This window comes from Allorhizobium ampelinum S4 (assembly GCF_000016285.1).
GTDB classification, from domain to species: Bacteria; Pseudomonadota; Alphaproteobacteria; order Rhizobiales; family Rhizobiaceae; genus Allorhizobium; species Allorhizobium ampelinum.
Genome location: NC_011982.1, coordinates 34,068 through 57,715, shown reverse-complemented (window position 1 = coordinate 57,715; position 23,648 = coordinate 34,068). Strand labels below are relative to the sequence as shown.

Genomic DNA, 23,648 nt, shown 5'->3' with positions numbered 1-23,648 from the left:
CGTTACCAGGCCTAATACCAACCTGCATTGATCAGAACTGACGAGCCCATTTTCGGCGGCCGATGGTCATGATGCGCCAAGGCTGATCGACCAGCTTGTTCCAAGCCTCGCAGCAGTGGTCGAGAATATTGTCGTGGGAGGTAAAAACGCGATTGGAAAGCCAGTTATCGCGCATGAATTGCCAAACGTTCTCGACCGGGTTCAGCTCGGGACACTTGGCGGGTAGCGCGATGATGCTGATGTTGTCGGGGACCTCGAGCTTGTCGGTCATGTGCCATCCGGCCTGGTCCATCAACACCACGGCGTGCGCGCCCGGCGCTACGGCGAGCGCGATCTCAGCGAGATGTAGCGACATCGTTTCTGTGTTGCAAAAGGGCAGGATCAGCCCGGCACCCTTGCCCTGTTCGGGGCAGATGGCTCCGAAGATGTAGGCCGATTTCGTGCGCTGGTCCTTGGGCGCCGAGGGTCGTGTTCCGCGTCTGGCCCAGCGCCGTGTGATGGTGTTCTTCTGACCGACGCGGGCCTCGTCTTGGAACCAGACTTCTATGGACGTGCCCTTCGGGAGGCTTGTCCGGACCTTTGCCACTTCGGCAGCAAAGCCCCCTTTTTGAATGTCTCCATGGCCAGCTCGTTCTGCGCATGATGACGTGGTCGCGCGGTCAGCTTCACATAGCCCAGCTTTTTCAACTCGCGGCTCACGGTGGTTTCGTCGAGCGACACCGCGAACTCCTCGTGCAGCAAATACACAAGGTCGATCAACCGCCAACGCACGACACCATGGATCGCCGGGATCGGCCCGCGCTCGACCGCCTCGACCAGCGCACGACGCTGGGCATCGTTGAGGATCGACGGCTTGCCCGGCGCCTTGCCGTCCAGAAGACCGTCGGGGCCACGGGCATTGAACCGGATCACCCAGTCCCGCACGATCTGAAGGGTCACCCCGCCAATCCTTGCGGCCTCGCTCCTGCTGCTCCCCTCGTAGATCTGCGCCAGGGCCAGCAGTCGCCGGGCCTGCGGCGCGCTCTTTGATAATCGCGCCAGTCGCCGGAGCGACGCTCCGTCAAAATCTTCCCGCAAGCCGATCGCTTGTCCCATCGCCACGTCCTTTCGATGCAGGACGCCATTGATTCACACTTTCATCGCTTTGGGAATCCACAACCTGAGTCAGCCTCAACGCAGGCTGGTATTAGATCAACGATATCACCGAGTTCCTCCTCCAAGTCGATGTCCACAGGCGTCGGCCCACCGTCGTAAATTCCTTCGGGAAGAAGGGCGATGGCCTCTTGAAGCACCACTTCCAGATCCTCCCCGGTGCTTGGCAGGCAGGTGTAGGTCTCACCGAACGGACCCGAGGTCAGCGCATGTTCGCCCAGCACCAGACCCGGGTGCCGAGCAAACCAGCGGTTGACGCGAATAGCGCCTTCGTCCTCTGTCGCGGGACGAACTTCTTCCAGATCGAGCCAGTCCTGGTCGCCCTCGGCTTGGCCGACCTTGCGCTTGCGGAAGAACAGGATGTCGACGACGACATCCGTGCCGGCGTCGCGACGGAAGCTGCCCTCCGGCAATCGAATGGCGGCGCTCAGGTCCGCAGACCTCGCAATATGCTCGCGCGCTGTGGCATCCGCCTTGTCCATCGTGCCGGAGCTGGTCACGAAGGCGGCCAGCGCACCGGGCCTCAACAGATCGATTGACCGTGCAATGAAGTAGTCATGGAGGCGAAGGCCGAGCTTGCGATAGGATCGGTCAGAACGGACGCTGCGATCGGAAAAGGGCGGATTGCCAATGGCCAGGTCATAGATCGGCGCCAGATCGGTGCGGGCAAAGTCCGCGTTGATGATCCGCGCCCTCGGCTGAAGCAGCCGGGCGATACGGGCGGTGACCGGGTCGAGCTCGATCCCGGTGACAAAGCTGTTGTCGCGATAGGCTTCGGGCATCAGTGCCGGAAACAGCCCCGTACCAATACCTGGCTCCAGAATGCGTCCACCACGCCAGCCGAGCCGTTGCAGGCCAGACCAGATTGCCCGGATGATAAACTCCGGTGTGAAGTGGGCATATTGGGTGCAACGGGCGAGTGAAGCATAGTCGGATTCGGCGACCGCCGTTTCCAGCGATGTGCCGAGATCATCCCAACCCTTGCGAAACTCCATCTCACCCGGCCTGCGGAACATGCCGTTGGCAAGCTCCGATGCCCCGAAACCCGTGAAGCGGATCAGCTTCCTCTGATGCTCGCGGGTGACGGGTATGTTGTGATTTTCGATCTCGTTGGCGGTAACGATGGCGGCGACATTCATCCGTGCCCGCTCCTTCCAGCTTGCCGCAAGGCCGCGGTCTTCGCTGTCGAGATAGAAGTTGGCGCGATGCCCCTGTCTGCGCGGCGGCTGTTTGGTCGCGCTGACGGACAAGGCTGCGGCGGGCGCGGGCGGCGTCGGCTCTGGTTCATCATCGTTGGCAGGGGCTGAAAAGCTGCCGAAGGCCGTGACGCCGAGACCAAGTCCCGGCGAGAGAGCGGTATTGCCGAACATATCGAGTGTGAAGGGATTGTTGCTCATGAAAAGGCTCCTTGGAAAACGAGCAAGCGCCGTCGTCCCCGGCCGGCAGAACGGCACGGAGATGGTCGCGGGGGTGTTGGAAGATTGGATGTGAAAGCCGTGGTCAGGGGTGGATCAGGCTGATGAAAAGGGACGTGTCGTCCGTGGTAATCCGCAGATGCGTCGCTGACCACGGACCGACACAGCCCGAACGTCGGTGGCAGGAAAAGTGAACATGTCACGCCCCCGTCACGCCGCGATCGCGTCGGGCAGATATCGCAGATGCACCGGCAGTTTCGCGGATATCTCGGTATCGGTGAGCTGGTCGAGCCGCTTCAGGAATGTGCCCTCCTTTCCGCCGTAGATCAGGACCGTACGCTTGCCATGATCGCTTGACGGCCAACGTTCGCCGGCATAGCCGCGATAGTCATCCGCCGTGCTCGACCAGATATGCTCGAGACGCTCTTCACGCGTCATCGCCCGAACGGGCCGGGATTCGCGCTCGATGATCGCGTTGCGCATGCGTTCGGGAGAGCCCTTGTCAGCCAGATCACAGTAACCATGGAAATAGCGGATGTGCCCGTCGATCAAGAGCGTGAAAAAGATGCTGGTGATCGAGCCGGTCAGGAACTCGCGCATGGCGAACATCTCCCCCCGCATCCACAGCGGCGGGAGGATCTCGAGCATGTAATCGTGGCATGTCTCGCCAATCTCGAACCATTCACCGCTGTAGAGCGCACTGTCGTCGCCCTCCCATCGGTTCGGGCGCTGCGCGTGGCGGTCGAACATGCGGAACATCTGCCTGATATCGGCAACACCTTCAAAAACTTTGCGGATGGTGGAGAGGGTCATGATCGGGCTCCTTCAGCCTCGTCCGAACTGGAGCGCGGCGGATCCTCATGGTCGCCATCGTCTCTTCAGCCCTTCCTGACCCCTCCCTTCAGGCCGCCTCTCCGTCCGGGCGGGTCAAGGGCCGGCACAGCCGGGCGAAGCTTCACCCTTGACGCGGCCGGCGGGCATGCGGCAGGCCTCGTCTCCCCTCGTTCTGCTTTTCCTGCTTTTCCTTTTCTCGCGCGCACAGTGCGTCGTTCCAGTCTTCGTCCGGAGGCGTGAGGCGCAGCCAGTCGCAACCAGCCTCATCGGCGATGTCACGCAATCGGCTGGCGAAGGTCTCACCTTGGATGTTGGCATCCGTGGCAGCGACAAGTTGGATGCCGGCACGCGCGGCAAGCTTGCGCACCGCAGCATCGGTGCTCGGTGACCACCCTCCTCCAGTGCTGAGATAAAGACTGCCCTCCCGCAACCCTTCGAAGGCGGCAAGGCTCATGGCATCGATCGCGGCTTCGGTGACGCAGAGACGGAGCGCATCGATAGCTCCGAGCCGGAAGAGCACTTTCGAACCGCCGGTCGAGAAGCCGCGCCAGTCGGGGCCGCGTTCTTCCCAGCCGGAAATGGCACCATGTTCATTGACATGCGCGGCCCACATGCTGCCTTGTGGACCCTCTCGCAACACATCGTCACGTATAGCGGCGCGGATGATGGTCTCCGATAGGCGGCGTTCAACCTGCAGATAGCGCCAAGTCATCGACCCTCGCCACGGTTTGCGGCGCTTCGCCCAGCGCTCCGGAATGGTATCAGACGGCGCGGGATCTCGAACAGTTCGGCTCCAGACCGGTTCGTTCGCAACGAAGCCGACCAATGCGGCGACCTGGTTCAGGCTTTCGACGAAGGAAAGTCCATCGAGGTGTGCGGCGAGGTTGAAGACATCGCCCTTGGCGTCCGAGAGCGGGTCGAACCAACCCCTCCCTTGGTGGATGACAATAATGATCTCCGCGCCGCGCCGATATTTAACTGCCCGTCGGGTGCTTTCCTTCACATCGACTGCAAAACCGGCCTGCTCCAGCACAACGGCGCACGGGACACGGTCCCGCAGATCTTCCAGTTTTCTTTTCTCCATTCCTTTGCCGGCGCTCCTGCGTCCGCCTTTCTTCGTGATTTTTATCTCCCCGCGGTTTGCGGGACCGTTCTCGACTGTCCGCGAAGAGCAAAGGAGGCAAGGGCGCGGCTGGCAACCTGCAGATCTGCAGGTTTGTGCCGATGCCGAGAGGCCAGCCGTGGCGAAGCTTCCCTTGCCGCCTGCCGCTCGCAAGCGGCACCTGTGAAAAGGAAGGGTCTCAATGAGACCCACCCGGAACATATTCATGGACGATCTCCAGATCGTCTTCGTCATCGAGTTCGTCGCTCGGCAGAACGCCGAACTCGTCGCCCGTCCGGAAGAGTGTGACCGGAACCATCAGGGTGCGGGAAAGCTGGAAGGCGTGGTTCTGCGCAAGGGAAAGATTGGTGTTCATCTGAGGGCTCCATCTTTGGAGCGGGCCATTCCCGCTCGATGCTCCCGTCAGTGTCCGGAACCGGTCGCGATCACCGCGAAGGCGGAGCCGGAGCGGCCGCAGCTTGCTAGCGGACCCCGTCAGCGGGTTGATCGACGGAGATCCGGGGCCGGACCAGGAAGCCATCCATCAAGAGCGGGAATGGGCTGTCTCCTATGGGCCCGCCTCCGACCGACAATGATCATGCTAATGCAGACCTCATCGCTGCCCCCGATACCTTGGTGCTTGGTTCTTTCCACCCCGGCATCAGTTTGGGGTCAATGCTTACGAATGGTGGAGACGGCTCATATGCGACGTGGAACCCCGAATTCCGCGGCGTCGATTATCTCGTCGTTTCGCGCATAGGTGCATTGCACAATTTTTGTTTGCGCATCGCATATATTCTAGGCATAAAGCCCATAGCTGATGCACGCGACGGCCTCCTCCCAGTGCCATCGCATCAGCTGTTCCCCCCTGGAGGTTTTAACCTTCACACTTCAAGGGCCTCGGTTTTCCGGTGGCCCTATTTTTTGCCTAGTAATCGGCCGACTTGCGGAGGCCGCATCGAGAATCCATCTCGCTCCTAAGCAGGTACAGATGACAAACTCGCTGGAATCGATTGAGATCGCAGACACTTGCAACTTAGTATCGTCGTCACTTGCCAGTCGAAAGCGATCGAGTTATTCCATCTGTGGAATATCGCTTGAAATATTCCACAGATGGAATACATTTGGAGCATCGATGAGTTGGAGCGTTGAATATACCGATGAGTTTGGTGAGTGGTACGCGACGTTGGTCGAAGCCATTCAGGACGATATTGTAAGGGTGGTCGGGCTTCTCGAAGCCAAAGGACCCCAACTCCCCTTCCCATACTCATCCGGCATCGAAGGCTCCAGGCACGAACATATGCGGGAATTGCGGATTCAGAGCGGTGGTGAACCCTACCGGGTATTCTACGCTTTCGATCCGCGTCGCACCGCTATTTTGCTGGTCGGTGGAAATAAAACCGGCGACGACCGCTTTTACGAAATCATGATTCCGGTCGCTGATCGCCTATATGACAATTACCTGATCGAGATCGGGAAGGAAGGGTTGATATGACTGGACATCGCTCCTTTAACGACCTGCGCAAGAGTATGGCGCCTGAACGTCGCGCCCGCAATGATGAAGCAACCAAGGCAATTCTCGAGGAAATGGCGTTGCATGAGCTGCGTCAAGCGCGTGAAAAGACCCAGCAGGATGTAGCGCGCGCACTCCACGTGAAGCAGCCGGCTGTCGCAAAGCTGGAGCAGCGTGCCGATATTTATGTCAGCAACCTGCGACGCTACATCGAAGCTCTTGGCGGCACGCTGGAGATCACAGCAAAGTTCCCCGATACCTCAGTCAGCATCAAGAATTTCAGCGAATTGGCCACCGAAAAATAATTTTTCGCCTTGATGAGATACGAACCGACAACCCCTTGTTCGGATTGGGTGATTGGGTCATCCAATCTCGTCGAAAGCGAGAGAGCTTCGATTCCCAACGGCTGGTAACGGCAAAATCGTATCGCCGCCATGGCACGATGCGTCGCAAGCGCCGAGATTTCACAGCATATGACCAATACGCCGCCATCCCGCTCAACCCCGCTCGAAGAACTGCTCGATCGCGTTCAGAGGACGACGATTGCCTATTTCTGGGAGGGTGCGCATCCCGTCAGTGGCCTTGCCTATGATCGCAGGTTGACCTGGGGTGATGCGCGCAACGATCTCGTTTCCATCAGCGGCTCGGGATTTTCGTTCCTGGCTATCATTGTCGCCGTCAGCCGTGGCTGGATCGACCGCGGGCAAGCGATGGAGCGGATGCTTCTGACGGTCGCCTTTCTGAAGGATGTGCCGCGTTTCCATGGCGCATTCCCGCATTTCATCAACGGCTCAACCGGAGAGGTCGTGCCTTTCTCGCACCGTGACGATGGCGGCGATCTCGTCGAGACCGCCCTCCTTCTACAAGGCTTGATATGCGCACGCCAATATTTCGATGGCGAGGCACCAGGAGAGCGTCCGCTACGCATATTGATCCAGGAATTGGTCGATGAGGTCGAGCGGTGTTGGTACGCGCCTGAGCCATCCAGGCCGCTGTATTGGCATTGGAGCCCAAAGCATCAATGGAAGATGGCGCTTCCGATCACGGGTTGGAATGAGGGGCTGCTCGCTTACATTCTTGCTGCGGGCGCGGGACGCCACGCAATTGACGACAATGTTTTTCATCACGGTTGGGCCGGAAATGGAACATTGCGAAATGGCAATGGCTACTACGGCCACATACTGCCGGTAGGCCGGCCGTTCGGGGGTCCCCTCTTCCTGGCGCACTCCTCCTTCTGCGGCCTCGACCCAAGCAGGATGCGGGACCGATATTGCGACTACTGGGAACAGAACGTCGCTCATGCGTCGATCCACCATGCTCACGCCGTGGCCAATCCGCACCAGCATGCCGGCTATGGTGCGGCTTGTTGGGGGCTGACGTCGTCGCACGGGCCAAGAAAATATATCGCCAGCGCGCCGGACAATGACCGCGGGATTATTGCCCCAACGGCGGCACTCTCGAGTTTTCCATACCTGCCAGAAGCGGCTGAAGCCGCGCTCAGGTATTATCTTGTGGCTGCCGATGGGCGGCTCTGGGGCCGCTACGGATTTGTCGATGCGTTCGCGGCCAATGGACGGTGGATTTCGAAAAGCTACCTCGCCGTAAACCAGGGGCCGATCGTGGCGATGATCGAGAACCACCGGTCGGGGCTTCTATGGAATCTCTTCATGGGGCACTGTAAAGTTAACCTGGCATCGATCAACATTTGGGATCTTGTGGCATGACCAGATTTGCCCGTGATCCTCTTTATCGTCTCCATCGATTTACAGCCGAGGTGATTGCCCATGCCGTTTGGCTCTATTTCCGGTTTCCGCTGAGCCTGCGGATGGTCGAGGATATGCTGGCTGCCCGTGGCCTCATCGTCTCTCACCAAAACGTGAGGCTCTGGGCGGAGAAGTTCGGTAGACATTTTGCCAATGATATCCGCAAGCGATCTGCCGGCAGGCTCGGTGACAAATGGCACTTCGACGAGGTTGTCATCACGATCGCCGGCAAGAAACATTAGCTCTGGCGCGCCGTCGATCAGGACGGTTTTGTTCTCGACGTGCTGGTGCAAAGCCGCCGCGATGCCAAGGCGGCAAAGCGTTTGATGCGAAAGCTTCTGAAAGGGCAATGCCGTGCGCCGCGTGTGATAATCACCGACAAGCTTCGATCCTACGGTGCGGCGAAGCGTGATATCATGCCCGGTATCGAACATCGCTCGCACAAGGGCCTGAACAATCGGGCCGAGAATTCTCATCAGCCTGTCCGACGGCGTGAAAGGATTATGAGGCGCTTCAAGTCAGCGAGGCACCTTCAACGGTTCGTTTCCATCCACGATCCGATTGCCAACCTCTTTCACGTTCCCCGCCACGACATTCCATCCACCCATCATCGCGAATTGCGAGAAACAGCCATGCAAACATGGTACCAAATCGCTGGCATTCAAGCCGCCTAAACCAAAACCTCAACCCCAAATCATGACTGCGAAGCGCTAAGTTTACATTGCCCAGCGATGAGCTGACAAAGCGCATCGAGAGTTTTTTGAGGCCAAACGAATTGGTGAGGTGCTGATGGTGTGATGACAAGGGTCGAAACCCGGATCGGGATAATCCGCTTTGCGACGAGCGCGAAAAGCGCGGGGGCTTGTTTGGAACCTGATCTGCGGACTTCATCATGGCCAGCGGCAGTCTTGAGAGGCCGCAATCAAAGGCCGGACACATGCCTGCTACCGACCAACCTGTCAAAACACCAAAATAATCCTTGCCAAACGGAGGCCGTCCACACATGTCGCAAAGATTTTCGTGGGCCGCGATTATCCCCTAAACGGTGTGCATTTATACTTTGTTAACCTTTTGCAGTCCGAAGAGGCGCGCAAGCAGATCGTTCTGGTCGTTGACGATCCAGCCGCCGGAATAGCCGAAGCCTTTCCTCAACCACAGCATCGCCTGGAAACCCGCGATGGTTCGCCGCGCAGTGTTGAATGACTGGACCCCGCCGATCTTGGGCATGTTCTTCTTCAGCCGGAAGTGATCGCTTTCGATGCCTTGTTGGAGATGCTTGGTGGCATAGTGCACAGGATCTGGATGCAACAGCCCGCTATCGACCAATGTTTTGATCGCCGACGGAAACGTATTGGCGCCATCCGTGCCGATCTTATTCGGTGACAACAAGGGCTCGTCCTTCAGCATCTTGCGGAAGAACCGCTTGGCGGCATCAAGATCGCGCTTTGCCGTCAGCAGAAAGTCGACGGGATTGCCGTGCTTGTCGATTGCGCGATACACGTATCGCCACTTGCCGCGGATCTTGACGTAGGTCTCATTGACGCGAACCGAGCCGCAATGTGGCCGACGAAACTGACGTAATCGCTTCTCGATCATCGGTGCGTAGGCCAGAACCCAGCGGTTGATCGTGCTATGGTCAATCTCGAAACCGCGTTCCCGGACCATTTCCTCCAAATCGCGATAGCTGAGCGGATAACGCAAATACCAGGCAACCGCCTGCACGATCAGCCACGCCTCAAAATGTCGTCCCTTGAAATCGTCTTTCGATTGGCGTTTCAGCTTCTCGGTAATGGCATTCAGAACCATCGGTACGCTCCGCAACAATAGGAGCGGAATTTCTCTTCCGATGGTCAACATACCGTTAACCGAAAAAACTGCGACAAGCCCGGCAAAGCTTTGCAGGCCAAGCGCCAATCCGCGTTGAGAATCTATCCCATGCTCAGAAAAGATTAAAACATTAACCTGTTCCATTGTAAAACAAATTGGGGCTGCGCGCAGCCTTGGGGCGTAGTAACCCCGAAGTACGTCGGTTGGTGCCTGCCGACAAGGCACCGGATTCCTTGACCTTTTTGGGTCGGGGAGCCATGGGCGCATGTCCAGGTTCCTCCGAACTAAAGGTCCATGGGACCGGGCGTACTCGGTTTACTAACTCCCCGATCAAGGGGTCAGGAAAGAGGCTTGGGGGCGTACCGCAGATTCTCCTACTGAGGCGACCGGAAAGGCTCGCTTGAGAACACTCTCCCTTGTGTTAACGGCATGATGCCGTACTGTTGCGTCGGATGAGAAACCGGCGGTCGGGTCATTTTGATTGCGACACCACGGGAAGGTTCTGTTCATGAAGCCGTTGATTGATAAATTTCGGCGTGCACTGGAGGTTTCGGGCGAAAACCCTGAATTGCTGAAAGCACAATATCTCGCGTTCTCACCGCAAATGCCGTTGATGTACCTCATTTTGCTTTCGAGCACCCGGGTGGTCGCGGGAACCCACATGCCGGTTGCACCTCTCTGGCTCTCGATAGGCATCCCAAGCATTCTGACAATCGGATGCGTTATGCGCATCGTCCACTGGTGGAGATCCCGCCACTCCAAGCCAACGCCATTCACCGCGCTGAATGCCCTGCGATGCACAAACCGATTGGCGTTCGTAATCGCGATCGCTTTCAACGGCTGGTCATTCTTCCTCTATCCTTATGGCGACGCCTACGCCCGCTCACACCTCGCCTTCTATATGGCGATCACGGTGATTTCCTGCATCTTCTGCCTGATGCATCTGCGCTCGGCCGCTCTGACGGTAACAATCATCGTCAACGGCGCATTCATTTTCTTTTTCGCTGCGACCGGGCAACCGACTTTCATCGCCACCGCCATCAATATCGCACTGGTTTCGATCGGCATGCTGGTGATCCTCAACATCAACTATGCCACTTATCTCGCAGATGGTGACGAGGCAGACCGAAGCACGCCGCAAGCAGGAGGAACAGGGGCGGCTGCTGCGCATGATCGACGACATGCCGGTAGCGGTGATGACCGTCGAACCCGAAGGTTTTACGATCACCTATGCAAACGAAACCTCGAAAGATCTCATCCGCAGCATCGAGCATCTTCTGCCCCTGAAGGCCGACGGTCTCCTTGGTTCGTCTATCGATGTCTTCCATCGCCATCCCGAGCACGAACGACGCATCCTGTCAGACCCCAAAAACCTGCCGCACAATGCCCGCATCGATCTCGGCCCGGAAGTTTTGGACCTGAAGGTGTCCGCGATCATGGCGGATGACGACACATATCTCGGGCCGATGCTGACTTGGGCGATCGTCACAAAGGAAGTGGAAGCGGAACGGCAAATCCGCCACCTCGCCCATTACGACACACTGACCGGTCTCGCCAACCGTGTGACGTTCAACGAGAACATGGATTCCGCCCTTGCCCTTCCGGGCGACGGACCCGCCCTCCTGTTTATTGATCTTGACGGCTTCAAAATAGTGAATGACACCAGTGGTCATCGTGTCGGTGACGAGTTCGCCATTCTGGTTCCGCATGTTGAAACATCCGAACTTGAAACTTTTGCGTCCCGTATCATTGAAACGCTGTCTCTTCCCTACGATCAAATCCTGATGGGTGCGTCCATCGGAATAGCTATCGCGCCAATACACGGCGACACCGGAGAATCGCTGCTGGCGCGTGCGGACATTGCTCTTTACGCTGCGAAAGCGGCGGGCAAGGGGACACACAGGACGTTTAGCGAAAATATGGAGAGCCGGATACAGAAACGGGTCCGCCTCTGTGCAAAGCTCCGGACGTCGCTTGCAACACGTCAGGGCATGTTCGTTTTCTATCAGCCGATTATTGACGCTCACACCAAGAAGATAACTGCACGCGAAGCCCTTGTCCGCTGGCTTCACCCTGAGCGGGGTTGGATTTCGCCCGCCGAATTCGTGCCGATCGCTGAAGAAAGCGGGCTGATCGACCAGCTCGGCGACTTCGTTCTAAATACCGCGTGCCTTGATGCGGCCGGGTGGAGCGATGCTGCACGGGTGGCGGTCAACGTATCGGCCGCGCAACTCGGAAAAGGAACCATCGCATCGGCCATTCTAGCGGCACTGACCCGTTCCGGGTTGTCCCCTTACAGGCTGGAAATCGAAGTGACCGAAACAGCTATGCTTTATGATGAACATGGTGTGATTGGCGATTTGCGCCGCATTCGCGACATGGGTGTTCGCGTGGCGCTGGATGATTTCGGGACCGGCTATTCGTCCCTTACCCATCTGCGCGCCTTCCCCTTCGACAAGATCAAGATCGATGGCTCATTCGTGAAAGATGCCGTCGAGCGGCCGGAGTCGGCCGCGATCGTCAGGGCAATCGCTGATCTGGGCAAGCGTCTCGGCGTCACGACCGTTGCTGAGGGCGTAGAGACGGAAGCGCATCTGATCCGCGTTCTTGAAGAAGGATGCACCGAAGTTCAGGGCTATTTTTATGGCAAACCGGTCCCGAGCGAACGGGATGCAGGAACGATAGCAGAGTTGAACCATAGGAAGGTGAAAACAGCATGAGTAATTTCGAGGACATGAAGAGAGGACCAAAGGTACCTAATCCCGTCGATATCGAAGTGGGGGAGCGCATTAAAGCACGGCGGCGCATACTTGGAATGAGCCAGGGCAAGCTTGCCGAAGCTCTGGGCGTGACATTCCAGCAGGTTCAGAAATACAAAAAGGGCAAGAACCGCGTCGGCGCAAGTCGGCTGCAGAACGTCGCAACCATCTTTGGTGTGCCGTTTTCGTATTTCTTTCCCGATCAGAGTTCCGGAACTGAGGGCGATATCACGTCGAATCCGGGCAAGGAGATCACCGCGTTTCTCGCAAATAACGAGGGCCTTGATCTGAACAGGGCTTTCGCCCTGATCAGTTCACCACTCGTTCGCAAACGCGTCGTGGGCCTCGTAAAATCGATCTCTGAAGCAGGTCTTGGTGAAGCAGGGAGTGGGGGATGAAGGAACTTTTCGAGCGAGCGGAAACGGGTTCGGCAACATCATTCCGCGACCTGCATATCATCCTCGATGCCATGCCTGTTGCCATGTCCTGGGCGACCCTTCCGGGCGGGGACATCCGTTTCGTCAATCGCACCTTTATCAGGTTGTTCGGATATCCTGAAAGCCGTTTCGCAACCGTCGATGAGTGGATTGCAGAAGTCTACGCAACGTCGGCAGAGCGGCGTACCGCCCGCGAACGTTGGGCCGCTCTCTGGAGGGGAGACCAATCGGGCATTGCGGAAATCGATCCGCTTGAATGCCGGGTGCGTTGTGCTGATGGGACATATCGCACAACGCTCCACCGCGGGACCTTACTTTGGGATGTCGGGATAGGGATCGCTACTTTCGAGGACATTTCAGATCGCAAAATTGCCGAAGACGCCATCCGTCGCATCGCAATGGAAGATCCTCTTACCGAACTCGCAAACCGCCGGGCGTTGCACGAGCGCTGGGAAACCGAAGTCACATCGGCACCAACGAAAGCCAACCTCAAGCTGGGGGTCCTGCTCGTTGACCTCGACGGTTTTAAGCCGGTCAACGACCGTCTGGGGCACGAGGCTGGCGATCAAGTCCTGAAGATGGTTGCCGATCGCCTGCGCAACGCCGTCCGCGATACGGATCTCGTCGGCCGGATTGGTGGCGATGAGTTTGTGGTTCTGTTGTCCAGCCTTCAGAGCGACACACAGGCAGAGGCTATCTGTGATCGCATCAATGCCACCTTTGACGCGCCATTCGTATTTGATGTGGAAACGATAACCCTTGGCGCGAGCATCGGGGTCAGCCTTTATCCGCAAGACGCCACAGATCTGGCCGGTCTTATACGGCAAGCCGATCAGGCTCTTTACAGACGAAAAAGGACAGGGCGGGGTGGTTGGGAATGGTTCTCCAATCCCGCCGCATAAACCAGAGCAAGCGCCACGGCATCGTAACGTTAACCCCTCGGCGATTGCCCTGTGCGATTTTGCGGCATGACCCAAACCGTTCGTGATCCCCTTTATCGCCGCCACCGGTTCCCAGCTGAAGTGATTGCTCAGCGACGGCGTTGTCCAGATCGGCGATTCATGCATCTAGGAGGCCCGGATAGCTAGCCAGAAGCGAGCCAATCCGGGCCTTAGCTTTGCCCAGGCAATGTGGGGCATTCGGGGCAAAGCGTTAGACATCGAGATCGGTGGCAACGATCCGACGGTTATAAAATATACCAAATATTGTTCTTGGTCTTTAAAGTTATTTCCCATCGCGTGATCGTGTAGACGTATTTGATGACGAGAAGTAGCCTCGGATACTGGAGATTGGCGCTTCCTATGCTACCGGCGGATCTGCATCCTGTAAGAGCCTGACTGAAAAAGAGTTGAGTGAAATCAGCCAGTTGTGCTTCCTTTCGGATTTGCTTAAAATTCGATGGAGACCGCAATGGGCTGACTGATTTCATCCGTCGTCAATATGGCCGACGGACGGGGCGTTATGCAAGTGATGTTACCGACAGGGAGTGGTCGCTGATCGCTCTGTTTATGCCGACGCCACGCAGGCTCGGCGGCCCCCGCAAGACGGAGTTGCGCGAGGTTTTGAACGCACTGCTTTATATCGCGTCTTCCGGATGCCAATGGCGGATGTTGCCGAAGGATTTTCCACCCTATTCAACTGTGCAGGGTCACTTCTACGAGTGGCGGGCGACTGGCCTTTGGCTGCGGATCAACCATCATCTCGTCATGGAGACGCGAGAACTGGAGGGAAAGGAAGCCTCGCCAACGGCGGGGTGATCGACAGTCAGAGTGTCAAAACGACTGAAAGCGGCGGGATTGCGGGCTATGACGCGGGCAAGAAGATCAAAGGTCGCAAGCGTCATATCGTTGTCGACATGCTCGGTTTGATGGTGGGGCTCGTCGTCCACAGCGCTGACATTCAAGACCGCGATGACGCAGTGGCGGCTCTCAAAACCGTCCTCCGACGCTTTGAAGTGCGGCCGCGTCGCTGGGTGGTGGAGCGCACATTCGCCTAGCTTGGCCGATGCCGGCAACTGGCCAAAGATTGGGAGAAGTCAATCGCTTCCGCTGAAGCCTGGATGCTCATCGCCCACATCCGAATTCTCACCCGCAGGCTAGCAAGGTACCATTTCTATTGAGTTCTTTTCGAATCAGGTTCCAACGCTACTGATTTCAGCATAAATAACAAGACCAGATGAGCGATTTACGGCGGCAAAGCCGCTAGTAACGTGGAACTAAAGTAGGCATCATTTTATTTTGCTTCTGTTGTAACAGCGGGAGTTTGATTGATGGTCGGCAGGCAAGCGGGCTTTGTCGCTCTGAGCGACGAGGATAGAAATTTTCTTGAGTCTCAGGTGCGGCGGCACAAGGCGCCGCGCTCGCTGTCGGATCGATGCCGGATAGTTTTGCTGTGCGCGCAGGGCTTGCGGAGCAAAGATGTTGCCGAACGCCTTGGCGTCCACGAGCACACGGTTGGCAAGTGGCGCCGCAGGTGCGTGCAGGGTGGCATTGACGGGCTGACCGACGAATATCGCGCAGGTCGGCCACGAACCGTCTCTGACGCCCAGGTAGCTGAGGTCGTCGAACGGACATTGAACACCACCCCGAAGGATGCCACGCACTGGTCTATCCGTTTGATGGCAGCCGACCGCGGGCTGTCGCACACCACCATCCGTCGGATATGGACCGCGTTTGGTTTGCAGCCGCATCGTTCGGAGACATTCAAGCTGTCTTCCGATCCCCTGTTCGTTGATAAGGTGCAAGACATAGTCGGCCTTTACATGTCGCCACCTGATCGGGCAGTCGTGCTATGCGTGGATGAGAAATCGCAAATCCAGGCACTGGATCGCGAGCAGCCGGTTCTGCCCATGGCGCCGGGCATCGCCGAGCAGCGGCGCACCCATACCTATGTCCGCAACGGCACGACATCCCTGTTCGCCGCGCTCGACGTTGCGACTGGCGCGGTAATCGGCCAGTGCTACAAACGTCACAGGGCGACCGAATTTCTCGACTTCTTGAAGCGGATTGACGCCGAGATGCCCAAGGGGCCGGACGTGCATTTGGTGATGGACAACTATGCGACCCACAAGACGCCGAGGATCAAGGCCTGGCTCGCACGCCGCCCGCATTGGCATGTTCACTTCACGCCAACGTCAGCCTCCTGGATCAATCAAGTCGAGCGGTGGTTTGCAGAGCTGATGCGCAAGCAATTGCAACGCGGTGTCATCGTTCCACCGCCGAACTGGAAGCCGACATCGACGCGTTTATCGCAACGCACAACGAGAATCCCAAGCCATACAGATGGGTGAAATCCGCCGGCCAAATCCTCGCCTCCGTCAAGCGATTCTGCCAAAAAACAATGAGCCGAACTTCAGATTCCGGTGACTAGGTGTTTGGTCCCAACATGTCATGGCTTGGGTTTCGAATGAAGATTTCCGGCTTTTTCTCGCTGAGTTGGCGGATGGCTTCGTAGGGTGTTTTGAATCGTAACGCTTTGAGCTGTTTGGCGAGCAGTGTCGTCTTAAGTTTTGTACGATAGAGCAGTGGGCATGAACATTTCTTCGTCTACCTTCGCCTCCTATCGTTGTCCGACATCAGCGCCCATGAGACAGAACTGGCTTAATTGAGAAGAGAGGATTTTCGGCTCATCGTAGCTCATTCAAAGGAAGCGAAGATGAGACAAAAATCCGGGCCGCAGACATCGACGACCGAGAAGACGATCAAGGACATCCGCCGCGCCACGCGCAAGCACCATTCGTCGGAAGAGAAAATTCGCATCGTGCTGGAAGGCCTTCGTGGCGAGGACAGCATTGCCGCAATCTGCCGACGTGAAGGGATTGCCGAGAGCCTGTATTATAGCTGGTCCAAGGAATTCCTCGAAGCTGGCAAGAAGCGGCTTGCGGGCGACACCGCCCGTTCGGCAACCACTGACGAGGTGAAAGCACTGCGCCGTGAAAGCCGCGACCTGAAGGAGGCTCTGGCCGACCTCACCCTGGAAAACCGCCTGCTTAAAAAAAGCATGATCGGGGATGGGGACGGCGACGAATGAGATATCCCGCCACCGAGAAGCTTGAGATTATCCGGCTCGTGGAAGAATCCCACCTGCCTGCCAAGCAGACCCTCGACAAGCTCGGCATTCCTCGGCCGACCTTCTACCGCTGGTATGATCGTTTCCTGACCTACGGCGTCGAGGGGCTGGAAGACCGGACATCCGCCCCGTCACGGGTATGGAACCGTCTTCCCGACGATGTCAGGGACCGTATCATCGAAATGGCGCTGGATCATGCCGAGTTGTCGCCGCGCGAACTGGCCGTGAAGTTCACCGACACGGAAAGCTATTTCGTATCAGAGGCTTCGGTCTACCGCCTGCTCAAGGCCCACGATCTGATAACGTCGCCCACCTATATCGTCATCAAGGCCAACGACGAGTTCAAGGACAAGACCACGCGCCCGAACGAGATGTGGCAAACTGACTTCACCTATCTGAAGGTCATGGTTGGGGATGGTTCTACCTGTCGACCATCCTCGACGACTTCTCGCGCTACATCATCGCCTGGAAGCTGTGCACCAGCATGAAAGTCGAGGATGTTACCGACACGCTCGACTTGGCGCTTGCGGCATCAGGATGCGACAAGGTCAAGGTCGAACACCGGCCGCGCCTGCTGTCCGACAACGGCCCGTGTTACGTTGCTTCCGATCTCGGTGAATGGCTGGAGAAATACAAGATCGGGCAGGTCCACGGCGCTCCCGGCCATCCGCAAACGCAGGGCAAGATCGAACGCTGGCACCAGACGCTGAAGAACCGCATCCTGCTCGAAAACTACTTCTTCCAGGAGGACCTCGAAGCTCAGGTCGCGGCTTTTGTCGAGCACTAGAACCATCGGCGCTATCACGAAAGCCTCGACAATCTTACCCCAGCCGACGTCTACTCCGGGCGCGGCCAGACCATACTGCTCGAACGCGAAAAGATCAAAAGAGACACCATCAGACAACGCCGCTTGAACCACCAAAAGAAAGCAGCTTAAATCAACGCGCAAACCGAGCCGGAAACTCCATTCTTCCAAAGCCGAGGAAGTCTCAAATCATTCGACGACGGACAGTTACGGATCAGCGTCAGGGCATCATCCGGTGTCGCAGGCTTCGGTGCTAGAATGACTCGGCCCGCAGAGCGAACCGTATTAAAGAGTGGATCCTAGGACCCTGCCCGTTTGATGAACTGCTCGACGATTGCGGGTTTCAGAGCAGGATCGGCACACAGTCCACGTCGGAGATAGCCGCGCTGCCATGCCTCCTCGAACTGCGGCTTGGACGGAGGGCAGATGAACACGAGATCACCGACGATGGGCTCTCTCCCAAAAGGCTTGATGCGCCAGATACCAAGGGGCTCGCTCGGCGTCATGTTCAGCCTGATGCGGCCAAACCCGATCCCTGCAAGAGCGGCCATGACGCTCGCGCTCGCAGTGATGAACGCAATCACCCAGCGCCGTTTCACTGCTTCATCACCGGCGACTGGCGCTGCGTCAGCCGCAGGTTTTCAGCTTGTTTCAGCGTCTGGCTCGTGCGCTCGTGGGCGGCGAGCTGCTGGGACGTGCGCATGACCGGCCAGGCTTGCTTCAGCTGCTCCTTCTGTTCGGGCTTCATCCCCTCGGCAAGCTTTTCGTACAGCTTTCCGGACGGCTCGCGCGCCACGTTGCTCACCAGGGTCCGCTCGCCGAAGCGTTCGGTAACAGCCTGGCTGAACCCGTCGATTTCGAGCTTGGTCTCGCGATTGCTGAGCGCATATGCCATGGCCGCTGGCAGATCGTTGCGGTCGATCGCGTCGCGCACGCGCTCAAGCGTGCGGCCGGCGAGAGCGCCGGGATGTCGATCGAGACGCGCTGGCGCAGGGCTTGTTCTTCAGTCGCAACGCGTTGCGTCGCGGTCTCGCGCATCCGCAGATATTGCGCGAGATCGCGTTTCAGGGCGGGAACATTGACCTCTGCGACGCGGCGCGCCTCGCGCTCGGCCTTGCCAGCGAGGATTCCGGTCTTGCCCTTCAGCGGGCCGATCGATGCGGGGTCTGTCTCAAGCTTTTGAAGGACCTGTCCGGCCATCTCCCTGTCGGCCAGGACCATATCGAAGTTCATGGCCCGGAATGCGGTTTCGGGATCGGCGAAGACATAACGGAAGCGCGCCGACACCTCCTCCCATTGCTGCTTCAGGGCGGGATCTGTGCCGAGCCTGTCACCGACCGTATCCGCAACAGAACCGGAGAATATCTTGATGCCTGCGACCATGGGTGCGGCCTCCTTCTTCGTTTGAGTGGTTGGGGATTGGGTGAAGCCAAGGCGCGCGGCAAAGGCAGCAAGGCGCTGGCTGAGATCGACAAGTTTGGCCTTCTGGCGCAGCGTCCAGTCGAGCCGATCGCGTACCATCGTGCGTGCGACCTGGACGACGTAGAGGCCACGAGCCTCGGCGAAGCGCAGCGCGTCGCGATAGAACTGCCCACGCACGTAATCGAGCGTCGTCTCCTTGGCGTTCTTTCGGGAAAGAACCTTGGCCAGGCCGCCGTTGAAGGAGAAGGATCTGGTCCCGTAATAGAGCTGCAGATCCTCGCGATGGCGGGTCATCGCCACATAGGTTAGATGCCGATCAAGGGACAGGGAAGCGAGCACCTTGACCCTATCGACCGTGGCACCCTGGGACTTGTGAATCGTCGTGGCGTAGCCGTGATCGAGATTGTTGTAGAACCGCTGTTCGACGATCACCTGCCGGTGCTGATCACCTTCTCCGATGATAGCAACGATCCTGTTCGGTGCGGCCTCAATGACCTGAGCGATCATGCCGTTCTTGACGCCGAGCGAGGTCTCATTCTTCAGGAAGACGATCTGGTCGCCCAAGTCGAACTGCCTGACACCGTCAGCCGTTTTGAAGACATGGCCCTCACCGACAAGTCCGCGTTCAACGAGTTTTTCGCGGGCCATAACGTTCAGCATGCGCACGTCGCGGCGCAGATGGGCGAGGATCAATGTCGTCTTCGTCTGATCGTAATCACGGTTCCAGTCGGCGATCAGGCGCTCAACCGCTTCCGCCTTCAGACGTTCGCCAACAATTCTCGCATTGGCATTGTAGAGCGCCAACGCCTTCTCGACATTGCCGCGCGCCAGATCGAGCGATGCCTTGCGCATCCAGTCCTCGCGCTGGCGATAGATTGTCTCGAGTTCAGCGTAACCTATCCGATCGACAATGGCGCGGAAGGCAGCCCCCGCCTCGATCGGCTGAAGCTACTCGGGATCGCCGACCAGCACGATTTTCGCCCCTGCCCTCACAACGACATCGACAAAGCCCGCCATCTGTTTGGAGGCGACCATGCCGGCCTCGTCCATGACGAAGATGGTCCTGTCATCGAGCATGTCGCGGCCACGGCCCCAGCGCAATTCCCAGGACGCCAACGTCCGGCTTTGAATGCCGGCTTCCTTCTCCAAGCCTTCGGCCGCTTTGCCCGCAAGCGCGCCGCCGACAACGCGATAGCCGGCGAGCTCCCAAGCCTCTCGCGCCGCCTTCATCATCGTGGTCTTGCCAGCACCAGCGCGTCCGACGACGGCAGCGATCCGGGCGGGGTCAGCGATCCGTTCGATTGCCATCCTTTGCTCTTCCGAAAGCCGCTGATGACGTCGGAACGTCGCATCCAGCATTGCTTCCGATACCGCATGCCGTTCACGGCTCGACAGCCAGATCGCTTGGCGCGACATCGTTGCTTCCAGCCGGATCATCGCCCGTGTTGTGTAGCGGGCCGGCATCTTGTCGCCGGTGGTGAAATCGATCGTATCGCGCTGCAAGCGCAGAATATCCCGGCTCTGGATGATGCGCGCCATCAAATGCTGAAACGTGCCGGGATCGTCGATATAGCGATGCAGCACCTTGGCGATATCCCGCTCATCGAAAACGCTTTTCACCCGGGTGATCAGGTCGAGGACGATCTCCGGGCGTCGCAGAATTCGACGGGTGTTCTCGCTTCGACGCTGCGCATTCAGCAATCCGCTCGAGCCCCGGACGCACGCCTTGGCTTTCGGCCTTGCGCTCGATCGCTTTTGCGCCAACGCCGAGATGGATGGTCGGCTCCAGGTCTATGCCCTGCTTCTCGTAGGAGCGGCCATCGACACGAAGATCGAGACCACTGAGCGCCAAGTGATGGTTCTGGCGTTCGAACCAGCCATCGCGCAAGACATTGAAGTCGTCGGTGGAACCGGCCCAGAGTTCGTAAAGGATCTTGCCGGACTTGGTGCGGACCGGCTGGCCATCCTCACCAATGACCGCGACCTTCTTTGCCCCAAAGCCATCTTCGGTGAGCGGGCGCAATGTGGTCATCAGATGGATGTGAGGATTGCCGGGATTGTCGTGGTAGACCCAATCGGCGAGCATTGCCTTGGCAAGGATGTGCTTTTCCACGAAGTCGCGTACCAGTGCGATGCTTTGGTCAGTCGTCAGCTCCAGCGGAAGTGCGATGGTCAGGTCGCGGGCAAGCTGCGCATCGGAGCGCTTCTCGAAGGCCTCGACCTTGTTCCAGAAGGCCTCGACCGCTCCCGATACAGAGCGATCGGTGATAAGGGAGCGGACCCATTTCGGGGCATCCGCGGGTAGAACGAACTCCTCATGCACGAGGCCTTGCTTGCGGGTATAATCAATGGTTCGGGCCTCGCGCTCATATTCCATTTTCGCGCAATGCCGGTAGGCCGCAGACAACACAGCACTGCGGCCGTCGCCACGGCTGACGATACTGGCTGAGAAATGGGCGATGGCCACGGCGTAAAACACTCCCGGTTCGAATCTCGTTCGTCGGGGGCGACAACCCCACGACGGCCCCGCCAGGGCCGCCAGCAACTCGTCGGCCAGCGACGTATAATTGCGCCCTTGGAACCGCTCCTTCGGAACGGCGGGATCATCCTCCAAAGTGTCGGCTTTGCCGACGTGCAGATCTGCACATTCCTTCGGACGTGCTTTTGGGGAAATCTTGCAGCGAGATAAACGCCGCAGGATTTCCAGGGAGATGCGACCGGAATGAAGAAACCATCGTTGAAGATCAGGGAAGAAATCGCCAGATTGCAGGATCAGCTGAGACAAGCCGAAACACGCGAGGCGGAGCGCGTCGGCAGGATCGCGCTGAAGGCCGGCCTCGGTGAGATCGAGATCGAGGAAACCGAGCTACAGGCTGCGTTCGAAGAGATCACCGGGCGGTTTCGCGGAGGCAAGGCGGCTTCGACTGGGAAGAGAAATGCTGGTGACGGCAGGACAGCAGGTGAGACGGTCACGACGATCGAGACTGGCGCTGCTGCGAGCAGCGGTCGTGAGGCTTGAACGGATGGCCCGCACGATCACGAATGACGCGCGAAAGAAAGACACGCGCGAGAAAATCGAACTCGGTGGCCTGATCGTCAAGGCAGGACTGCGCTACGAGAAGCGGGCTCTTCTGCTTGGCCTGTTGATCGATGCCGGTCGCCGCCTTAAGGGCAACGATGGGGAGCAATCGCGCCTCACGGCGATAGGCGCGGAGGCATTCGCTCATGACGGCGAGTAAAGTGTTCCTCGCCGTCATCCCGGCCGCGATGATGATCGTCGTCTTGGTGTTCATGGCGGGGATCGAACACTGGCTGGCCGCTCTCAGTAAGACCGGGCAGGCAAAGCTGATGCTCGGGCGGATCGGCCTCGCGCTGCCCTATGCGACCGCGGCTGCGATCGGCACGCTTTTCCTGTTCGCGTCGAATGGCGCAGCGGGCGTCAAAGCGGCAGGATGGGGTGTTGTCAGCGGAAGTGGAGTGGTAGTCGCGATCGCGGTGCTGCGTGAAGGGGTTCGCCTTTCCGGGATAACCGGTGAAGTGCCAGCAGGACAGTCCGTGTTTGGATATGCGGACCCCGCAACGATGCTTGGCGCATCGACAACGTTCCTCGCCGGCGTCTTCGCACTGCGCGTGGCGACGAAGTCTGTGGTCTGGGACCCTAACTTCGAATGTTCGAAGGCCTCAAGTGCGTTCGTGATGGCTCGCAAGAGAACGGTGGGCGTGGCGGGAAACACGACGGCAAGTCGCACTTCATCCTTGAACCCACCACGGTAACCATGGCTATTGCATAATTCGTCCGCTTGGAACTCTTATGCTTGTCGCGCATTTGTGCACTGCAACCGCGGAGCCTTTGTGATGAAGTCGATACTCTCAAGCCTAGTTTTGTCCGCCTGCTGCGTGCCTCTTGTCATGGGAGCGGCTCAGGTGGCCGCGGCGTTCAATGCTACCGCCGCCAGTCATAAGTTTGCGAACCTCAATGCCCCGCTTTGGTCGAATACGCCTATACAGATAGACCGTACCAATCAGCCTTATGAGCGGCTGCCTGCGATCTTGGCCGCGTCGACTCAAACGATAGGGGCTTCTCAGAGCAAAACGGACCAAGTTGCCGAGGCACGGCCATCAACGACGCCGGATGACCGGCAGACCGCAATGGCTGCCATAGAGCATGCACGCGTTGCCCGGTGCCAGAATCGTTACACCTCCTATCGTGCTGAAGACGACACCTATCAGCCGTTCGGTGGCGGGCCGCGGCACGCCTGCGAGGCTCCTCAGTCGTTGACCGGGGGAGCGCTCGCTGAGACGTCCCGCCCGCAAGTGACGAATGATCTGGGCGAGGCACATGTTCGTTGGTGCTCCGACCACTTCAGCTCTTACCAGGCTGCCGACAATTCCTACAGGGCCTTTAGCGGCGCTCGGCGGCAGTGCGCATCGCCGTTCGCTGGAACGCGCTCGAACAGTCTTCACGCGTCTATGTAAGGCCGCCTGGGAACAACTTCAGTGTTTCAGGGGCAATGTAAACTTAGCGCTTCGCAGTCATGATTTGGGGTTGAG

Annotated in this window: 15 protein-coding genes and 9 pseudogenes; 14 read left to right on the top strand and 10 right to left on the bottom strand. The window is 58.3% G+C overall.

Going from position 1 to position 23,648, the window contains the following annotated elements; translation table 11 throughout:
• Positions 1–31: 31 nt before the first annotated feature.
• From AVI_RS29975 to AVI_RS31275, 5 genes and pseudogenes are all read right to left on the bottom strand, one after another.
• A protein-coding gene (locus tag AVI_RS29975; protein WP_174083776.1) for an IS630 family transposase occupies positions 32–1,095 on the bottom strand; the annotation gives its coding sequence in 2 pieces (ribosomal slippage) (positions 32–601 and positions 604–1,095; 1,062 coding nt in all).
• A gap of 86 nt (positions 1,096–1,181) precedes the next feature.
• Positions 1,182–2,549, bottom strand: a pseudogene (locus AVI_RS24740) (lactate dehydrogenase); the annotation flags it as partial.
• 228 nt (positions 2,550–2,777) lie between these two features.
• Positions 2,778–3,380, bottom strand: a complete 603-nt coding sequence (locus AVI_RS24735; RefSeq protein ID WP_012648950.1) for a DUF1419 domain-containing protein — start codon at positions 3,378–3,380, stop codon at positions 2,778–2,780.
• 142 nt (positions 3,381–3,522) lie between these two features.
• A complete protein-coding gene (locus AVI_RS24730) occupies positions 3,523–4,485 on the bottom strand; it encodes a DUF3991 and toprim domain-containing protein (protein WP_041699470.1) in 963 nt (320 codons plus the stop codon).
• 217 nt (positions 4,486–4,702) lie between these two features.
• Positions 4,703–4,879, bottom strand: coding sequence for a hypothetical protein (locus AVI_RS31275; protein ID WP_041699469.1), 177 nt, complete (start codon positions 4,877–4,879; stop codon positions 4,703–4,705).
• Between the two features lie 759 nt (positions 4,880–5,638).
• Between AVI_RS31275 and AVI_RS24720 the strand changes: the two genes are divergently transcribed.
• The 4 genes and pseudogenes from AVI_RS24720 to AVI_RS24705 all read left to right on the top strand — a co-directional run bounded on the left by AVI_RS24720 (position 5,639) and on the right by AVI_RS24705 (position 8,453).
• Positions 5,639–5,998, top strand: a complete 360-nt coding sequence (locus AVI_RS24720; RefSeq protein ID WP_041699467.1) for a type II toxin-antitoxin system RelE/ParE family toxin — start codon at positions 5,639–5,641, stop codon at positions 5,996–5,998.
• Positions 5,995–6,321 carry an XRE family transcriptional regulator gene (locus AVI_RS24715; RefSeq protein WP_041699465.1) on the top strand — a complete coding sequence of 109 codons (327 nt, stop codon included), beginning with the start codon at positions 5,995–5,997 and terminating at the stop codon, positions 6,319–6,321. Before AVI_RS24720 ends, AVI_RS24715 begins: the two co-directional genes overlap by 4 nt.
• A gap of 168 nt (positions 6,322–6,489) precedes the next feature.
• The gene (locus AVI_RS24710; RefSeq protein ID WP_041699553.1) at positions 6,490–7,740 is read left to right on the top strand and encodes a glucoamylase family protein; all 1,251 of its coding nucleotides are present in this window, start codon (positions 6,490–6,492) and stop codon (positions 7,738–7,740) included.
• Positions 7,737–8,453, top strand: a pseudogene (locus tag AVI_RS24705) (IS6 family transposase). Before AVI_RS24710 ends, AVI_RS24705 begins: the two are co-directional and overlap by 4 nt.
• 379 nt (positions 8,454–8,832) lie before the next feature.
• On the opposite strand, the gene AVI_RS24700 reads toward AVI_RS24705, so the two are convergent.
• On the bottom strand, positions 8,833–9,585 hold the full coding sequence (locus AVI_RS24700; protein ID WP_041699462.1) for an IS6 family transposase: 753 nt from the start codon (positions 9,583–9,585) through the stop codon (positions 8,833–8,835).
• A 529-nt stretch (positions 9,586–10,114) separates the two neighbouring features.
• Between AVI_RS24700 and AVI_RS24695 the strand changes: the two are divergent.
• From AVI_RS24695 to AVI_RS24670, 5 genes and pseudogenes are all read left to right on the top strand, one after another.
• Positions 10,115–12,326: pseudogene (locus AVI_RS24695) on the top strand (putative bifunctional diguanylate cyclase/phosphodiesterase).
• Between the two features lie 14 nt (positions 12,327–12,340).
• The gene (locus AVI_RS24690; RefSeq protein ID WP_041699550.1) at positions 12,341–12,763 is read left to right on the top strand and encodes a helix-turn-helix domain-containing protein; all 423 of its coding nucleotides are present in this window, start codon (positions 12,341–12,343) and stop codon (positions 12,761–12,763) included.
• Positions 12,760–13,704 (top strand): sensor domain-containing diguanylate cyclase, encoded by a 945-nt coding sequence (locus AVI_RS29360; protein ID WP_012648940.1) that lies wholly within the window; start codon positions 12,760–12,762, stop codon positions 13,702–13,704. Before AVI_RS24690 ends, AVI_RS29360 begins: the two co-directional genes overlap by 4 nt.
• A 480-nt stretch (positions 13,705–14,184) precedes the next feature.
• A pseudogene (locus AVI_RS29970) lies at positions 14,185–14,921 on the top strand (IS5 family transposase).
• Positions 14,922–15,071: 150 nt separating this feature from the next.
• A pseudogene (locus AVI_RS24670) lies at positions 15,072–16,171 on the top strand (IS630 family transposase).
• Here AVI_RS24670 and AVI_RS31585 read toward each other — a convergent pair.
• Positions 16,168–16,290 (bottom strand): annotated as a pseudogene (locus tag AVI_RS31585) (IS481 family transposase); the annotation flags it as partial. The pseudogenes AVI_RS24670 and AVI_RS31585 sit on opposite strands and share 4 nt — an antisense overlap.
• Before the next feature lie 166 nt (positions 16,291–16,456).
• Here AVI_RS31585 and AVI_RS24660 point away from each other — a divergent pair.
• A pseudogene (locus AVI_RS24660) lies at positions 16,457–17,807 on the top strand (IS3 family transposase).
• Here the strand turns inward: AVI_RS24660 and AVI_RS31915 are convergent.
• The 3 genes and pseudogenes from AVI_RS31915 to traA all read right to left on the bottom strand — a co-directional run.
• A pseudogene (locus AVI_RS31915) lies at positions 17,804–17,962 on the bottom strand (hypothetical protein); the annotation flags it as partial. The pseudogenes AVI_RS24660 and AVI_RS31915 sit on opposite strands and share 4 nt — an antisense overlap.
• A 12-nt stretch (positions 17,963–17,974) precedes the next feature.
• On the bottom strand, positions 17,975–18,226 hold the full coding sequence (locus AVI_RS31910; RefSeq protein WP_080517077.1) for a S24/S26 family peptidase: 252 nt from the start codon (positions 18,224–18,226) through the stop codon (positions 17,975–17,977).
• Positions 18,227–18,270: 44 nt separating this feature from the next.
• A pseudogene (gene traA / locus AVI_RS24650) lies at positions 18,271–21,564 on the bottom strand (Ti-type conjugative transfer relaxase TraA).
• Between the two features lie 255 nt (positions 21,565–21,819).
• On the opposite strand from traA, the gene traC reads away from it, so the two are divergent.
• The 4 genes from traC to AVI_RS31905 all read left to right on the top strand — a co-directional run bounded on the left by traC (position 21,820) and on the right by AVI_RS31905 (position 23,573).
• Complete coding sequence (gene traC / locus AVI_RS24645) at positions 21,820–22,116, top strand: conjugal transfer protein TraC (RefSeq protein WP_012648938.1); 297 nt, start codon at positions 21,820–21,822, stop codon at positions 22,114–22,116.
• A gap of 4 nt (positions 22,117–22,120) precedes the next feature.
• Positions 22,121–22,336 carry a type IV conjugative transfer system coupling protein TraD gene (gene traD, locus AVI_RS24640; protein WP_012648937.1) on the top strand — a complete coding sequence of 72 codons (216 nt, stop codon included), beginning with the start codon at positions 22,121–22,123 and terminating at the stop codon, positions 22,334–22,336.
• Entirely contained in the window at positions 22,323–22,871 is a 549-nt protein-coding gene (locus AVI_RS24635; protein ID WP_012648936.1) for a hypothetical protein, read from the top strand. The genes traD and AVI_RS24635 overlap by 14 nt, the downstream gene beginning before the upstream one ends.
• A gap of 81 nt (positions 22,872–22,952) precedes the next feature.
• Entirely contained in the window at positions 22,953–23,573 is a 621-nt protein-coding gene (locus AVI_RS31905) for a BA14K family protein (RefSeq protein WP_041699461.1), read from the top strand.
• Positions 23,574–23,648 lie beyond the last annotated feature (75 nt).

Excerpts from the sequence above, each read along its gene's own strand:
- AVI_RS24700 (WP_041699462.1), bottom strand. The coding sequence starts at position 9,585 with ATGGTTCTGAATGCCATTACCGAGAAGCTGAAACGCCAATCGAAAGAC.
- AVI_RS31905 (WP_041699461.1), top strand. The coding sequence starts at position 22,953 with ATGAAGTCGATACTCTCAAGCCTAGTTTTGTCCGCCTGCTGCGTGCCT.
- AVI_RS24710 (WP_041699553.1), top strand. The coding sequence starts at position 6,490 with ATGACCAATACGCCGCCATCCCGCTCAACCCCGCTCGAAGAACTGCTC.
- AVI_RS24735 (WP_012648950.1), bottom strand. The coding sequence starts at position 3,380 with ATGACCCTCTCCACCATCCGCAAAGTTTTTGAAGGTGTTGCCGATATC.
- AVI_RS24635 (WP_012648936.1), top strand. The coding sequence starts at position 22,323 with ATGACGGCGAGTAAAGTGTTCCTCGCCGTCATCCCGGCCGCGATGATG.
- AVI_RS24720 (WP_041699467.1), top strand. The coding sequence starts at position 5,639 with ATGAGTTGGAGCGTTGAATATACCGATGAGTTTGGTGAGTGGTACGCG.
- AVI_RS29360 (WP_012648940.1), top strand. The coding sequence starts at position 12,760 with ATGAAGGAACTTTTCGAGCGAGCGGAAACGGGTTCGGCAACATCATTC.
- AVI_RS31910 (WP_080517077.1), bottom strand. The coding sequence starts at position 18,226 with ATGGCCGCTCTTGCAGGGATCGGGTTTGGCCGCATCAGGCTGAACATG.
- AVI_RS24730 (WP_041699470.1), bottom strand. The coding sequence starts at position 4,485 with ATGGAGAAAAGAAAACTGGAAGATCTGCGGGACCGTGTCCCGTGCGCC.
- AVI_RS31275 (WP_041699469.1), bottom strand. The coding sequence starts at position 4,879 with ATGAACACCAATCTTTCCCTTGCGCAGAACCACGCCTTCCAGCTTTCC.
- AVI_RS24690 (WP_041699550.1), top strand. The coding sequence starts at position 12,341 with ATGAAGAGAGGACCAAAGGTACCTAATCCCGTCGATATCGAAGTGGGG.
- traC (WP_012648938.1), top strand. The coding sequence starts at position 21,820 with ATGAAGAAACCATCGTTGAAGATCAGGGAAGAAATCGCCAGATTGCAG.
- AVI_RS24715 (WP_041699465.1), top strand. The coding sequence starts at position 5,995 with ATGACTGGACATCGCTCCTTTAACGACCTGCGCAAGAGTATGGCGCCT.
- traD (WP_012648937.1), top strand. The coding sequence starts at position 22,121 with ATGGCCCGCACGATCACGAATGACGCGCGAAAGAAAGACACGCGCGAG.